This window comes from Marinoscillum sp. (assembly GCF_965229915.1).
Taxonomy (GTDB): domain Bacteria; phylum Bacteroidota; class Bacteroidia; order Cytophagales; family Cyclobacteriaceae; genus Marinoscillum.
Map to the genome: position 1 here is coordinate 4,160,936 of NZ_CBDDJZ010000001.1, position 14,394 is coordinate 4,175,329.

15 protein-coding genes and 1 pseudogene are annotated in these 14,394 nt (G+C 41.5%); 12 read left to right on the forward strand and 4 right to left on the reverse strand.

The genetic code is table 11. The features are described from left to right. Positions 1-55: 55 nt before the first annotated feature. Complete coding sequence (locus ACO067_RS17870; protein ID WP_421876543.1) at positions 56-268, reverse strand: hypothetical protein; 213 nt, start codon at positions 266-268, stop codon at positions 56-58. A 132-nt stretch (positions 269-400) separates the two neighbouring features. Between ACO067_RS17870 and ACO067_RS17875 the strand changes: the two genes are divergently transcribed. The 8 genes from ACO067_RS17875 to ACO067_RS17910 all read left to right on the forward strand — a co-directional run bounded on the left by ACO067_RS17875 (position 401) and on the right by ACO067_RS17910 (position 7,444). Further along, positions 401-877, forward strand: a complete 477-nt coding sequence (locus tag ACO067_RS17875; protein ID WP_421876545.1) for a transposase — start codon at positions 401-403, stop codon at positions 875-877. A gap of 284 nt (positions 878-1,161) precedes the next feature. After that, entirely contained in the window at positions 1,162-2,424 is a 1,263-nt protein-coding gene (locus ACO067_RS17880) for a hypothetical protein (RefSeq protein ID WP_421876547.1), read from the forward strand. Next, on the forward strand, positions 2,421-3,617 hold the full coding sequence (locus tag ACO067_RS17885; protein WP_421876549.1) for a hypothetical protein: 1,197 nt from the start codon (positions 2,421-2,423) through the stop codon (positions 3,615-3,617). Before ACO067_RS17880 ends, ACO067_RS17885 begins: the two co-directional genes overlap by 4 nt. A gap of 4 nt (positions 3,618-3,621) precedes the next feature. Beyond that, positions 3,622-4,806, forward strand: a complete 1,185-nt coding sequence (locus ACO067_RS17890) for a hypothetical protein (RefSeq protein ID WP_421876551.1) — start codon at positions 3,622-3,624, stop codon at positions 4,804-4,806. After that, positions 4,806-5,663 carry a hypothetical protein gene (locus ACO067_RS17895; protein WP_421876553.1) on the forward strand — a complete coding sequence of 286 codons (858 nt, stop codon included), beginning with the start codon at positions 4,806-4,808 and terminating at the stop codon, positions 5,661-5,663. Before ACO067_RS17890 ends, ACO067_RS17895 begins: the two co-directional genes overlap by 1 nt. 8 nt (positions 5,664-5,671) lie before the next feature. Then, on the forward strand, positions 5,672-6,799 hold the full coding sequence (locus ACO067_RS17900) for a hypothetical protein (protein ID WP_421876555.1): 1,128 nt from the start codon (positions 5,672-5,674) through the stop codon (positions 6,797-6,799). A gap of 46 nt (positions 6,800-6,845) precedes the next feature. Beyond that, positions 6,846-7,148: a hypothetical protein gene (locus tag ACO067_RS17905; protein WP_421876557.1), complete on the forward strand. Its 303-nt coding sequence runs from the start codon at positions 6,846-6,848 to the stop codon at positions 7,146-7,148. Continuing rightward, complete coding sequence (locus tag ACO067_RS17910) at positions 7,118-7,444, forward strand: hypothetical protein (RefSeq protein ID WP_421876559.1); 327 nt, start codon at positions 7,118-7,120, stop codon at positions 7,442-7,444. The genes ACO067_RS17905 and ACO067_RS17910 overlap by 31 nt, the downstream gene beginning before the upstream one ends. A gap of 237 nt (positions 7,445-7,681) precedes the next feature. Here the strand turns inward: ACO067_RS17910 and ACO067_RS17915 are convergent, their stop codons facing one another. From ACO067_RS17915 to manA, 3 genes and pseudogenes are all read right to left on the reverse strand, one after another. Beyond that, positions 7,682-7,909: a transposase gene (locus tag ACO067_RS17915; protein ID WP_421876561.1), complete on the reverse strand. Its 228-nt coding sequence runs from the start codon at positions 7,907-7,909 to the stop codon at positions 7,682-7,684. Next, complete coding sequence (locus tag ACO067_RS17920) at positions 7,825-8,241, reverse strand: transposase (protein ID WP_421876563.1); 417 nt, start codon at positions 8,239-8,241, stop codon at positions 7,825-7,827. The genes ACO067_RS17915 and ACO067_RS17920 overlap by 85 nt, the downstream gene beginning before the upstream one ends. Before the next feature lie 289 nt (positions 8,242-8,530). Further along, positions 8,531-8,929, reverse strand: a pseudogene (gene manA, locus ACO067_RS17925) (mannose-6-phosphate isomerase, class I); the annotation flags it as partial. A 286-nt stretch (positions 8,930-9,215) separates the two neighbouring features. Here manA and ACO067_RS17930 point away from each other — a divergent pair. From ACO067_RS17930 to ACO067_RS17945, 4 genes are read left to right on the forward strand one after another with little or no spacing between them, the layout of a single operon-like run. Then, entirely contained in the window at positions 9,216-9,938 is a 723-nt protein-coding gene (locus ACO067_RS17930; RefSeq protein ID WP_421876565.1) for a GntR family transcriptional regulator, read from the forward strand. Then, positions 9,938-10,855, forward strand: a complete 918-nt coding sequence (locus ACO067_RS17935) for an ROK family protein (protein WP_421876567.1) — start codon at positions 9,938-9,940, stop codon at positions 10,853-10,855. The genes ACO067_RS17930 and ACO067_RS17935 overlap by 1 nt, the downstream gene beginning before the upstream one ends. Then, entirely contained in the window at positions 10,855-12,012 is a 1,158-nt protein-coding gene (locus ACO067_RS17940; RefSeq protein ID WP_421876569.1) for an MFS transporter, read from the forward strand. Before ACO067_RS17935 ends, ACO067_RS17940 begins: the two co-directional genes overlap by 1 nt. Continuing rightward, the gene (locus tag ACO067_RS17945) at positions 12,002-14,350 is read left to right on the forward strand and encodes a GH92 family glycosyl hydrolase (RefSeq protein ID WP_421876571.1); all 2,349 of its coding nucleotides are present in this window, start codon (positions 12,002-12,004) and stop codon (positions 14,348-14,350) included. Before ACO067_RS17940 ends, ACO067_RS17945 begins: the two co-directional genes overlap by 11 nt. Positions 14,351-14,394 lie beyond the last annotated feature (44 nt).

The window sequence follows — 14,394 nt, forward strand, 5'->3', positions numbered from 1 at the left end:
CCATTTTTAGAAATAGAATAATTAATAGATAGAAGCCTGGCGAGAGCCGGGCTTTTTACTTTGCGTAAGCCTTACGGGTTTTAGCATCCCTTAGAATGGCATCCAGGCTAAACAGTACACATCTTCTTTCTTCCTCGTCCAGATGATTAATGTCTTTTAGTCTCTGCAGCATGGTAGGGTCTTTAAAAGTATCCCCTTCCTCAACTTCCCCCCCCCACCCTGCTACCGCGAGCATTTTGCTCGTGGTATCTAATATGCTAAAATACATGACTTAATGTGTTTCCTCCAAGATTGATGAGTATAAGCTATTTCAATGGGTTATCTGTAATTCATGAGCCGGAATTATAAGTTTCACAATCCCGAAGGGATATACTTCGTGAGCTTTGCTACTATATATTGGATGGATGTTTTTGTCAGAGATATGTATTTCGATGTTTTGATGGAAAGTTTGAACTTTTGCAGAAGTAAACTGGGTATGCTAGTACATGCATACTGCTTCATGCCAAGTCACGTGCATCTAATTTTTGGTGCAGCAAACAATAATCATGGTGAATTATTGAAATCATTCATAACCTTTACTTCAAAAAAGATGCAAGCTATCATTGCTGATGATCCACAAGAAAGTAAAGAGTGGATGCTTTGGATGATGGAACACGCTGCCTCAAAAAACAGTAATGTCCGAAACAGGCAATTCTGGCAGCAACATAATCAACCAATTGAGTTATGGAGCAATCATGTGATTGATCAAAAAGTTGCTTATGTTCATGAAAACCCAGTGGAGGCCGGTTTTGTGCTCGAAGCAGAATACTGGAAATACAGTAGTGCGGTTGATTATTCAGGGAGCAAGGGTCTGCTGGAAATAGCGTTTCTGGATTAGTATGGCACGAGCTACCAGCTCGCTCCAGCTGGGGTTCAATAGCAAGAAATAGCCATGTTTTACCCCTCCCGATGACTATCGGGACTTAAGAGAGTTCTGGCTATTTGATATAACTGTTAGCCTCGCCATTTTGGAAGAACCCTTCCACCCTTTAGACCTGGGGCAGAGATGTATTTATAAATCTTAGTTCCATTCAATTTCTGACAGACAATCCATTCCGTTTTGTTGGATGGTTCACAATAATTGACCATTTTTAAACATTGTTTTTAACCTAACCGAATCCGATGAAACGATTAACTATTACACTGGCACTGCTGTGTCTGGTCACTTCTTTTGCTCAAGCTCAGTGGGATTCTACTACCAATACTAGTTATGTGACTACTCAGGATAAAGTAGGCGTTGGTATCAACGCACCTCTAGCTAAAGTACATATCGTACATTCAGGTACCTTAGGAGGGAAAGCTGATGCATCCAAGTCTTTTTTGACTATTTCTGATGGGAATAATCACATGTTTTTTGATGTTAACGAGATTACAGGGACAAACCAAATGTTAATAGGAGCTGCTGGTGACATCAGGTTTAGAAAGGTAATTTCTTCTGGTTATGATGAGCTTATGATAGTTAAGAATACAGGTAAAGTTGGTATTGGTACTATTGACCCTTATGATAAGTTCCATATCCAAAGAGATGCCGTTAGTGGCGCTCATTATCTGGAACGAGCCATTGTTTTTGAATCAGGTGAATCTCGGTTTCAAATTTTAGCATCTGATGCAGATAACGCCGCTTCTATGATCCATCTGACTAACGCTCCTGTTGGAGGAGGAGATAATAAGCACTGGGGCATACATCATACTGGAGCATCTAGAAATGATCGGTTAGAAATTGGGTACGGAACAAGCACTACCAGCGGAGATGCCAATGGATGGGATATACCAGCCAAACTAACAATTGAAACAGATGGTGATATAGGTATTGGTACCACCTCACCAGGATCCAGGCTCGATGTTCGCGGTGGAGATCTGATGGTCTACAAAAATGACATCAAACTTTTAGATGAGAGCAACGGAACCAATGATGGAATGGGTATTGGATTTATGGATAATGCCAAAATGAGCATCTATGCCGATGCAGAGATTCATTTTAAGGAAAGTGATCAGATGGCCACCAAGGTATGGATGGATTTGAATCAGGGAAAGATGGGAGTTCGAACCACCACAGTTCCTGGTGATTATGCCTTTGCAGTAGATGGCAAAGCCATCATGGAAGAAGTGAAAGTAGAACTATCTGGCTCCTGGCCGGACTATGTTTTTTCACCAGGATATCAGCTAAGATCTCTTGAAGAAACTAAGGCCTATATTGATCAAAATCACCACCTGCCCGACATGCCCTCGGCAAAAGAGGTGGCAGAAGAAGGCATCTCCTTAGGAGAGATGAATGCGAAGTTGCTGGAGAAGATCGAGGAGTTGACATTGCACGTAATTGAACTTAGCAAACAGAATGAGGCTCAGAATAGAGAGATTGAAAAATTAAAAGCAAAGATTAAATGAAACTATATTTTGGCATACTTCTAATACTTGTCGTTACAACTGGAGTAATTGGACAAGGCAACCAGGACATGACTTTTGATAACAGCCGCTATATTTATTTTGAAAATAACTCTGGACAAAATGATGGTGTGAGCATTGGTCGTTATGGAGGTAATGCTTTAAGGATTAAATATAAATTGGGTCCGATAGTCTTTGATGCACTGGACGATAAACCATTTCAAATTACCAACTCAGCCTCACAAACCAAGATACTATTCCATCCTGATGGTGATTCCTATTTAAACGGTGGCAATGTAGGAATCGGGACATCTCCCGAAGTAAAGCTTCATATTAAAGATGGAGCAGTTGACGTTGCTTCGTCAAACAACTTTGATTCCAACTTGATGATTCAGGCGACTTCATCTAGTAGGAGTATGTTGGAAGGAGCGTCCCTGGGATTTGCGGTTCCAGCCAATACGGATGGAGGGAATTCATGGCAACAAGGTCGAATTATTGTCACCCCGGATAATGAAACTAATGCAAGAGCCGAAGGGCGTATGCTTTTGCAAACCAGATACCTAAACTCCGGTTCCTGGCAATGGCGTGATAATTTGGTATTGCGGTCCAATGGGCGAGTTGGGGTGGGTGTTAAAGCACCTGAGTCCATGTTACATGTGGCAGGAGCAGGAAGTAGTTCTTCAGGATTGAAGCTCTCCAATGGCAATAATGCTCAATTTAACATGTATATGGTTGATAACTCGGGCACTTCTGATGTGATCCTCACTAGAGTTGGGACTGGGGGGGCTGAGATGCGCATGTTGCCAAATGGTGATGTTGTCTTAGCTGAGAAAGGAGGCGTGAGTGTTGGTACCCGAGACCTGCCTTCTGGATATAAACTGTCGGTAGATGGCAAAGCCATCATGGAAGAAGTGAAAGTAGAACTATCTGGCTCCTGGCCGGACTATGTTTTTTCACCAGGATATCAGCTAAGATCTCTTGAAGAAACGAAGGCTTTTATTGATCAAAATCATCGCCTACCGAATATGCCGTCGGCAAAAGAGGTGGCAGAGGAGGGGATCTCTTTAGGAGAGATGAATGCGAAGTTGCTGGAGAAAATTGAGGAGTTGACTTTGCTGCTGATCGAAGAACGTAAGTCAAGGTTGGCAAGAGAAGAAGAATTGACTAAACGTATCGAAGAATTAGAAAAACAGTAACGAAATGATTAATCATATTATCAAAGTATGGCTAGTAATCATGCTTATTCTCAGTTATCAAACAGCCTTAAGTCAAGGTACCTTACCTGAAATTACATCTACTGGATCCATGCCAACTGGAGTTTCTTATCAGGTGGGTCCTGGAGCTAACAATTCATCGTACAATTGGAGCTTTCCATACGGAACCAAGCTTTCAGTATGGGCCAATGGAGGGCGTAATTTTGAAATCATGAATACGCATAAAACGGCTTCAGCTACCCTTGCCTTTAGAACCTACGACGGTAACGCGAATGCATGGACAGCCTGGAGAAAATTCGTCTATGAGAATTCTGCAGGAAGAATTGGAATAGGAACAAGTTCCCCTGATTCCAAGCTTCATGTGAGTAATGGAAGTTCCGGTGCTGATCCTCATGGCTTTTCTGATTTGACGATAGAGGATGACGAACAGGGAATGATTAACCTCATTACGCCAAACAACCAGCATGCATATGTAGGCTTTGGTGATCCCGAAGACAATTATGTCGGAGGAATGCAGTACAATCACTCAACGGACCTTCTTGGGCTGCGTGCAGGCAACTCTGCAGAACCTACCTTGGTGGTCGCTTCAAATGGTTATGTGGGTGTGAATACAATAGATCCCCAAGCCAATCTTGATGTCACTGGTAAAATATATATGAATGGCGGCTTGTTGCAGTTTAGAAGGTCTTATGAGAGTTATGCCAATGTGCTGACGTTCCATTCGAAGGATAATAACCATCACGGTGACTATCGCTTTCAAACAGAAAAGACAGATGACGCCACTATCAGAACCATCATGTTTCTGGACGGTGGTCGTCAGGGGGTCGCAATTGGAAGTGAGAATGTTCCTGCTGGATACAAGTTTTCTGTAGATGGTAAAGCCATCATGGAAGAAGTGAAAGTGGAACTATCCGATTCTTGGCCGGATTATGTTTTTGCTCCAGGTTATGAACTAAAAAGTCTTGAAGAAACTGAAATATATATTGCAAAAAATCAGCACTTACCCAACATGCCTTCGGCTGAAGAAGTAGCAGAAAATGGAATTGCATTAGGAGAAATGAATGCGAAGCTGCTGGAGAAGATTGAAGAGCTGACTTTACATCAAATCGAAATGATGAAGCTAATCAAGCAGCAGCAATTGGAAATCAATCAGTTAAAAAGTAATAAGTGATGTTCTCGATCAGAATTAAATATTTTAGTGTTTGTATCCTATTGCTGTGTTCTCTACTAACTCATGGACAACAACAAGCTTCAGTGCCCCTCTCTAATGGAGATGGTTGGTATCGAGTGGTTACTGGATCTCACCCCTATGCAACTGGTAAAATTAAGTTATCGGGTGGTTTAGGTAATAATAAGATAACCTCAATAACCTTTTACGTATCCATGATGGGATATTCTCAGGGAGGGCAAATTAATATAGTCGAAAACCTTTTCTATAATCAAAATCATGTAGATGAGATACGCATTGGCTCAATTGGCTCTGGGTTGACTGCCGTAGACGTTCATTTTGTATATCTCGGGACTGGTCAAAGCGTACTTGTGGAGGTAGAAGGAAATAACCTTTCTATTGATACAAGTCCAGCTTATAATCCCACACAACCAACAGGGCCTGTGTCGATATCTGGAAGAGTTTTAGGAACTTCAAGTACAAGATGGCCAGTGAGTTTTGGTGACAAGGTAGGTGTCGGCACTTCTGTAATTCCAAATGGCTATAAACTCGCCGTTGGAGGAAAAGCCATCATGGAAGAAGTTAAGGTAGAAATGTCTGGCTCATGGCCTGATTATGTTTTTGCTCCAGATCATAAGCTGCATAGTCTGGTAGAAACAGAGGCATACATTGCTGAAAATCTACATTTACCCAATATGCCTTCGGCAGAAGAAGTAGCAGAAAATGGAATTGCATTAGGAGAAATGAATGCGAAGCTATTGGAGAAAATTGAGGAGTTGACTTTGCATATCATTGAATTAAATAAGCGGTTGGATGCTCAGGATAGCATCATTCAGAAATATATTTCACCATCTAAATGAGACGTATCATGAGAAGTTTAATTCTATCTTTTATTGCAAGCTGTATTTTTATTTCCTCAAGAGCCCAGGTAACACATAATTCACCTATAACAGTGACTAGAGGAGATCAAGTAATTATGAAAGTGGAGGACAATGGTGGTGACTATACCGGATACTGGACGATGAACGATGGTTATGGTAATATGGCTATTAAACTTGGTAATAACGAAGACGGTCAATATACGCTAACTGGTGATGGAGCATCTGAAGTGCTGTGGGGAGGTCATGGAGATCCTGGTTATATTAGTTTGAACGCCGCTCCGGTAGGTACATTGGGTGCAGGAGTTGTATATTCTATAGGCCTAATCGTCGATGCCTCAACAAATACCATTAGAGTTGGAAACCCAAATAATGGCAAAGGAATGTTGGAAGGTGAAGGAAATCAGATAGCGAATTCATCAGGTGATCTTATAACGAACTTGATTAAGAATAGAACATCTGGAGGAATGAATGTTGACCTTGGAACTAGTGGTGGAGATATCTTTCTTTATGATGGAGCTGGGACCAAGTTTATATTGGGTGACGAAGCAGATGATAATTCCAAAGGTATTGTACTACGTACTACCAATAATCCAATAGGTGGTGAGCCATTGTTTGTGGTAGAATCATCCGGATATTCAGAGCGTCTTCGCGTGGAGCATGCGGGAGCATTATATACCTCTAATTACCTGGAGGTGGATGGTACTGGTGATAGTTACATCAAAGGACGTCTCTCCGTTAATGGTACTGATGTCCCATCTGGTTATGACTTTGCTGTTGATGGTAAAGCCATCATGGAAGAAGTAAAGGTTGAAGTGTCGGGCTCATGGCCTGATTATGTTTTTACTCCTGACTACAAACTGAGAAGCCTAGGAGAAACTGAAACATATATTCAAGAAAATCAACACTTACCCAACGTGCCTTCGGCGAAAGAGGTAGCAGAAGAAGGAATTTCTTTAGGAGAGATGAATGCTAAACTATTGGAGAAAGTAGAGGAATTGACGTTGCATTTGATCAAAGTGAATAAAGAAAATGAGAAGCTGAGGTCTTCACAGGAAGAAATAAGGAACCTGGTTGACCGACTCACAGCCGAAATAGCTGAGTTAAAAAAGAATTAATAGCCTATCTTTCCTTTTTTCTAACGTGTTTGACTAAAGTTGTGATATGAGTCAGAAGCTTTCGGTATTTGTTTTGTTGATTATAGGATTTGGTTCGTGCAAATCAGATTATTTTCCGAGCAATGCTCAGTCACAAAAGGTCAATTATCCAGTTGGAGATAGTCTCATTTCATTTAGTTATTTAAACAGCAAGATTAAAACCAAGCCAGATCTTTCTTACCATTGGTTTAGTAATGGGGTGCTTGGCGAAACAAAGGGAACTTATATTGGAAGCCCCTTAATGGCGCTTACATCGTTTTTGATAAAAACAAGCAGCCATTGGTTATTGGTGAGTTTGTTGATGGACTGAAAGATAATACCTGGAGGTACCTGACGGGCGGAGCACTGACACAGGAGTTGACTTTTGAGAAAGGAGAACTTGAACTTAAAAAAGAGTTTGATAAAGGTAAAATTGGACTTGAAGAATCATATAACAAAGGGGAGCTAGTCAAGCGAATCAACTATGAGTCGAATGTCGTCATTCATGTGGAGGAGTACCAATCTAATGAGCCACATGGTACTTGGGAAAATCATTTGGGTGATTCGGTACAATACATAACTTTTAGGCGCGGAATTGCTATTGACACTTTATATAAATCTAAGTAGTTTCATTGTGCATTGTATGGGGGTTGATTACTTCTAAATTGATTTACAAAATGTTTTACATAAAAATCATGACTGATTAAATATCAATTGATAAACTAGTTCCCTAGGGTCTGCAACAAAAGCCTTCTAGTTAATTCTAGGAGGCTTTTTTTCATTTATCCCTAGTGGGGCCTACCCTGCAGGATCGGGATCAATCGGATCAATGGATCAATCTGTATTTCTGGGGGATTACAAGTTTCAAGCATAAATATTAGCTAGTCTAAACAGGAAGAATTCCACATTTCTAACGCCTCTAAATTGACTTCTAAATGCTTTGATCTTGGCATTAAAAGATTCAGCGGAAGCGTTGGTAGATCGGTTATCAAAGAAGTTCAATATGCTCAGGTAGTGGTTTTGGATAGTTTTTGCAACGGTACTGAATGATTTGAACCCTGCCTTTTCGACTTTATCATACCACTTGGCCAACCTTGTAATGCTACGCCTTTGAGTTTAGAGGTTTGATAAATGTGAGCCAGCTCTCTGGAGAGTTTATAAGCTTTTTCCAGGGTTGGATATTTGTTGAAGAGAATCTCGGCGCGATGCACTTGAGAAGGAGTCCAATTGTGTTCGTTTTTGAATAGCAAATACCTGCTTCTGGCGAGTAATTGTTTTTCGGTATCTCCATTTTTAACCTGTAGGGAACAAAGGGCTTTCCTAGCTCTCTGGCTAACTCTATTTCCTTGTTTTCCTGCTCGATGGCCTCCCAGCGATAAGCTATACGCATCTTGAAAAACTGCTTCCCCACGATTGGCTTTCACAATGTTGAAAAAGTAAATAGAGTAGATTCCTTTATCTAGATTTCCAGAAGGGCAGAAAGTTAAGAAAGCTTTAGCGGCCCAATAATCGGGATGTTTCTTATCAAGGTTTCTTGATTGATAAAGCGGAATAATGCGATCTATTAATGGCTTAAGTATTCTATTGGTCTCTTCCTAAGATTCAGTCATCACGTGCTTGTACAACCCTTTGTATCCTACTGTTTGGAATACATGAATCAAGTGATTTAATTCTTCCACTGCCTCTAAAGTCTTTAGTAGAAATGTTTTGAGTTTAAATAAAACCATGTAGCAACCAAAACTCGCCTAAAGCAACCATAATTTCTGGTTTATGGTTGTCGTCCTTATAATTTCTAAACGGTGCTGTCAGAGGGATTCCAGCTTCATTTTCTTTTGCAAATCCTTTTTCTGCTTCGAGCTTATTAGGATGAACCTGAATTGATAGCAAGTCATTCACATTCAGTACTTTGAATAAGAAAGGCAACCGACCAAACTTTTCAAAAGCAGTATCACCCAAAGTTGATTTAGGATCCTTTTTGATCCATTCATTCAATTTGGTGTTACTGTCTATGATCATAGCAGGCGCTTGATCATGAGCTCCCATCCAATATTCCGCAAACGGGGTTCCAGTAATTGGTTCGCCTATTAAATTGGGGATATAATCGGTGCCTCCCCAAGCATAATTTTATACGACACCTTTTATTATATTTATTGGCATGTTCTAACGTGAGTTTTATTTAACCAATTGCTTGAAATACTAATTGATTCTCAACTGTCAGATTAACGGTATATGGCGTTGAGTTGAGTTAGTGAATTTATTAATGCAATCTCGCAATAATTATGAAATGCGTAGTATTTATGTTATACTATTGATTTAAATGTAAATATGAATAATGAAATTGGTCTATATTTCAATAATTCATTATGTTTGAACAAATATACATAACAAAGTTAATTGCTTGGATTTAAGAGTAGACCATAGTAGCCCAATACCTCTTCACGTACAGGTAGAAAAATTATTGAGAGATCTTATTGATCAGCCCAATTATGCCAATGGAGCTTTCCTGCCGAAGGAGGTGGAGTTATCCAAGCTTCTGGGTGTTTCAAGAAATACGGTTAGGCAAGCCACCAATAAACTGGAATATGAAGGGTTGATTTTTCGGAAGAAAGGTGTGGGAACCAAGGTTGCCAAAAGGGAGATCAGTACCAATCTGGGCGAGTGGCACAGTTTTACACAAGAAATGAGTTCGAAAGGGATACCATTTAGAAACCTGGAACTCGATGTTAGCTGGGTGCAAGTGTCAGAGAAAATTGGCAACTTCTTGAATGTGGATCCAGGTGTAAAGGTTCTTAGGTTATCCAGACTCAAAGGAACTGAAGAACCACTCGTGTATTTTGAGAGTTATTTTCAACCCAGAATAGGTCTGACGGGTAATGAAGACTTTAGTCAACCACTCTATGACATACTGGAGCAGGACTATCATTCCATACCCGCCATTTCCAAAGAGAATATTAAAGCTGGATTGGCTGGTAGCAGAGCCATGAAATTGCAAATTGGGGAGAATGATCCAATCCTTATTAGAGAGCGATTTGTATCTGATCCGGGAAACAGACCATTGGAATACAACATTGGTTACTACCGGTCAGACATGTTTACATATACAATTGAAATCAGACGATAATGATGTATAGCATAGGAGTAGATATTGGCGGAAGTCATATAACATCTGGAATGTTCGAACATATGGACAAGAAACTGATCGATAAGAGTATTGTCACTCGCTCGGTAGATAATGGAGGGTCCAAATCGGAGATTTTATCTCATTGGAGCGAGGCAATTCAACGGACCATGGCGAGCTGTGATGTTTCGCAAATAGAAGGAGTCGGATTGGCCGTTCCCGGGCCATTTGATTATTACAATGGAATCTGTCTGATCAAAGGGGTACAAAAATTTGACTCTTTGTATGGTGTAAACATACGGGAAGAACTCGCATCCAGATTAAGCCTGCGTGTGGATCAAATACGATTCATCAATGATGCAGCGTCATTTTCAATCGGTGAGGCCAAATTTGGTGAAGCCTCCAATTTTAGTAGATGTGTCGCCATTACCCTGGGGACGGGTTTTGGCTCTTGTTTTTTGATCGATGGACAGCCGGTTGTATCGGGTGCGGAAGTGCCAGAGGAAGGTGTATTGTATGATAAGTTGTTCGATGGCCAATTGGCTGATGACCTGTTTTCCACAAGGGGGTTGGTCAATTCATTCAAGCAGCTAACAGGCAAGCAAGTTGATAGTGTGTTGGCTCTATGTGAACATGCGGAGCAAGCTGCAGAAGCCCGTGACGTGTTCCATGTCTTTGGAACACAGCTAGGTCAATTTTTGAAACCTCACCTTTCACTTTTTAATGCCGAGGTGTTGGTGTTGGGAGGAAATATTTCCAAAGCCTTTGAATACTTTGGGGAAACCCTACAGCAGCAATTACCTGAAATCAAGATAACCGTTTCAAAGCTAAATGAACATGCGGCTTTAATCGGAGCTGCAAGTCTTTTCGAGCAGGGCTTTTATTCCGAATTGTCAAACACACTCAAATTGATGAACTAATGAAAAGTCAATCAATCAAATTAATTGCACCTGTTCTGTTGTCCTATATCGTTATGGGATTTGTGGACATAGTGGGTGTTTCTACGGGTTATGCCCAGCGGGATTTTAACCTAACACCAGATATGGCGCAGTTGATTCCGTCCATGGTATTTGTGTGGTTTTTCGTGCTGTCCATTCCTGTTGGTGTGTTGCAAAGCCGATTTGGGAAAAAGAAAGTGTTAACCACTGGGATCATCCTTACGGCTATGGGAATGTTCCTGCCTTTCATTCATTATTCTTACCCAACCTTATTAATATCATTTCTCTTTCTTGGTGTAGGCAATACCATCATTCAGGTGGCATCAAATCCCCTACTTAAAGATGTGGTCGCGGAGGGCAAGTTTTCAAGCTTCATGAGCCTTTCTCAATTCATCAAAGCAATCAGTTCGTTGGTGGGACCTCTAATTGTGACAATGATGGTCACTCAGTTTGGGGACTGGAAAAACGTCTTTTTGGTGTATGGTGCTGTGTCCATTATCTCTGGGTTTTGGTTGTTGTCGGTAAACATTGAAGAAACCATTGCACAGCAAAAAGCGTCATTCGGATCCAGCATCCAATTGCTCCGAAATCCTCTGGTATTGGCAATGGTCGTATCCATTTTCCTCATCGTTGGGGTGGATGTTGGCATGAATACCAACATTCAAAACTTGCTGGTTCAAAAGTTTGATCTGACCCTTGAGAAAGCATCTCTTGGCATCAGTATTTACTTTTTTGCATTGATGGTTAGCCGGTTTGTTGGTGCCATATTGCTGGCAAGAGTGAACAACTTTTCATTCCTGGTTTGGTCAACTCTACTTACCTGTGCATTCATCATTTTGTTGATGGTTTCGACATCATCCGGACTGACTATTGTATCGATCGCACTAATTGGGTTGGTTTCAGGCAACCTGTTTCCACTCGTATTTTCTTTAACCATTAACAAACTACCCGAACGATCCAATGAAATATCTGCGCTGATGATCATGGCAGTAGTGGGAGGGGCAGTTATACCTCCGGTCATGGGATTTGTCAATAAGACTGCAGGAGCTTCATTGAGCTTTGTAGTGCTACTAATTTGTGCACTCTATGTATTTGGTTCTTCATTCATTTTAAAAAACACTAATACTGATGAAAAATAGTTTATATCTCTTACTGATTGTTGTGGCATTTGCGTGCCAATCTCCACAGCCGACAACTGAACAGGAAGAAACCGTACCAGTTCTCGATTATGTAGATCCGAATATTGGTACAGCCCACAGCCGATGGTTTTTTTATACACCTGCAGCAGTTCCTTTTGGGCTAGCCAAGTTAGGTCCTTCTACCGATGGAAGCTACGGTAACGAACAGGGATGGGAAGCGGTAGGCTATGACTCCCGCCACGAAAGCATTGAAGGCTTTGCGAACCTGCACGAATTTCAGGTTGGAGGATTTCTATTTGCCGCAATGACCGGTGAACTCAAAACCATTCCCGGTACACTTGAAAATCCTGATGGTGGATATCGCTCCCGGTTCGACCGGAAAGATGAAGAAGCCTCACCTGGATATTACCGGGTTTTACTGAAAGACTATGGCGTTACTGCCGAGCTTACCGCCACCAAAAGAGTTGGTTTTCAGCGATATACTTTTCCACAATCCGATGCGTCTTACATCCTGCTGGACATTGGTAACCAATTGGGGGAAAGTGGCAAAGTAAAGGATGCTTATGTGAAGTATCTCGGCAATAGTGAAGTAGAAGGATGGGTGATCACGTATCCAGAGTATGTCAAAAAATACCAGGCCGGAGGAGAAGTGAGAATGTATTTTTCAGGTATTTTGGATCAGGAACCGGACGGCATTGGCACCTTTCGTGGAGAAGAGACCTTTGAAGGAGAAACAAGTATTACAGGTGAAGGTGCTGGCTTATTCTTGAAGTATGAAACAGAGGAAGGTGAGACTGTTGGCATCAAAGCTGGATTTTCATTCACCTCCATTGAAAATGCGAGAGAAAATTTAGTAGCCGAAGCATCCGATCTGACATTTGATGGTGCCTTAGAGGCTGCTCAGCAAGTATGGAAAGAAGAACTTAATAAAATAAAGGTCTCTGGTTCCAATGAAGAAGATAAGGTCAAGTTTTACACAGGTCTGTACCATGCCTTATTGGGCCGGGGACTGGCAAGCGATGTAGATGGTAGCTTTCCACAGAATGATGGAACTATCGGACAGATCCCATTGGATGAAAACGGTCAACCAACATTCAATTTTTACAATACAGATGCGGTCTGGGGAGCCTATTGGAACCTGACACAATTATGGGCTTTGGCCTGGCCGGAATACTACAATGACTTTGTGCAAACACACTTGGCAGTTTATAAAAACTCAGGTTGGTTGGGAGATGGTATCGCCAATTCGAAATTTGTCTCAGGGGTTGGTACCAACCTTGTCAGTTTGGTCATTGCCTCCGCCTATCAGTGTGGTATCCGGGACTATGATGTAGAACTGGCCTTCGAGGCAGCCTACAAGAATGAGGTTGCTTATCAGAACCGCATCGAAGGGGCAGGCAAAACGGATTTGGAAGGATTTATCAAGAATGGCTATGTGGCCTACATCCCGGGTTGGAATACCATGCCTGAAGGATCAGGTTTCTCAGTGTCCCATTCCCTGGAGTATGCTTACAGTGCATACGCTGTGGCTCAGTTTGCCAAAGCACTTGGCAAGGACAAAGAATATCAAGAGTTAATGGCGCTGGCCGATAATTGGAAGAACTTTTATGATGATGAGATTGATTTTGTTCGACCAATCATGCCTTCCGGCGAATTCATTGAAGACTTTGACACCTTTGCTCCGTGGATAGGCTTTCAGGAAGGAAATGCCTGGCAGTACACTTTCTATGTTCCACATGCTCCGGAAGCACTCATTTCCAGAATGGGCGAACAGAAATTTGTGGACCGATTAGATTCCATCTTTACTGTATCTGAAAAGACAAAATTTGGTGGCGAAGAGATCGATGCGTTTGCTGGATTGACCTACCTGTACAATCAGGGGAACCAACCCAATCTGCATATTCCGTGGTTGTTTAACTATACCGATCATCCGTGGTTGACCCAAAAATGGGTACGAAGAATTTGCGAGGAGTTTTATGGAACAGGACCTGTTCATGGTTACGGTTATGGTCAGGATGAAGACCAGGGACAATTAGGTGCATGGTATGTCATGGCAGCAATGGGACTGTTTGACGTCAAAGGGCTGATCGAAACAGAACCTACCTTCCAGTTTGGAAGCCCGATTTTTGATAGGATTGAAATTGAGACGGATGATACAGAGAAGCTCATCATTGAAACAAAAAATAATGGGAAGGAGAACCTCTATATCCAATCTATCGAAGTGGATGGAACCTCTTACTCGGACAGTCAGATCTCATATCAGGAACTAAGAAATGGAGCCCATATTGTGATGCAATTGGGAGCTACTCCTCAGGAGGGACTTTACGGTGAAAATTAAAATAAAACAATATGTAGGTCTATTAAGGCCTACATATTATCATA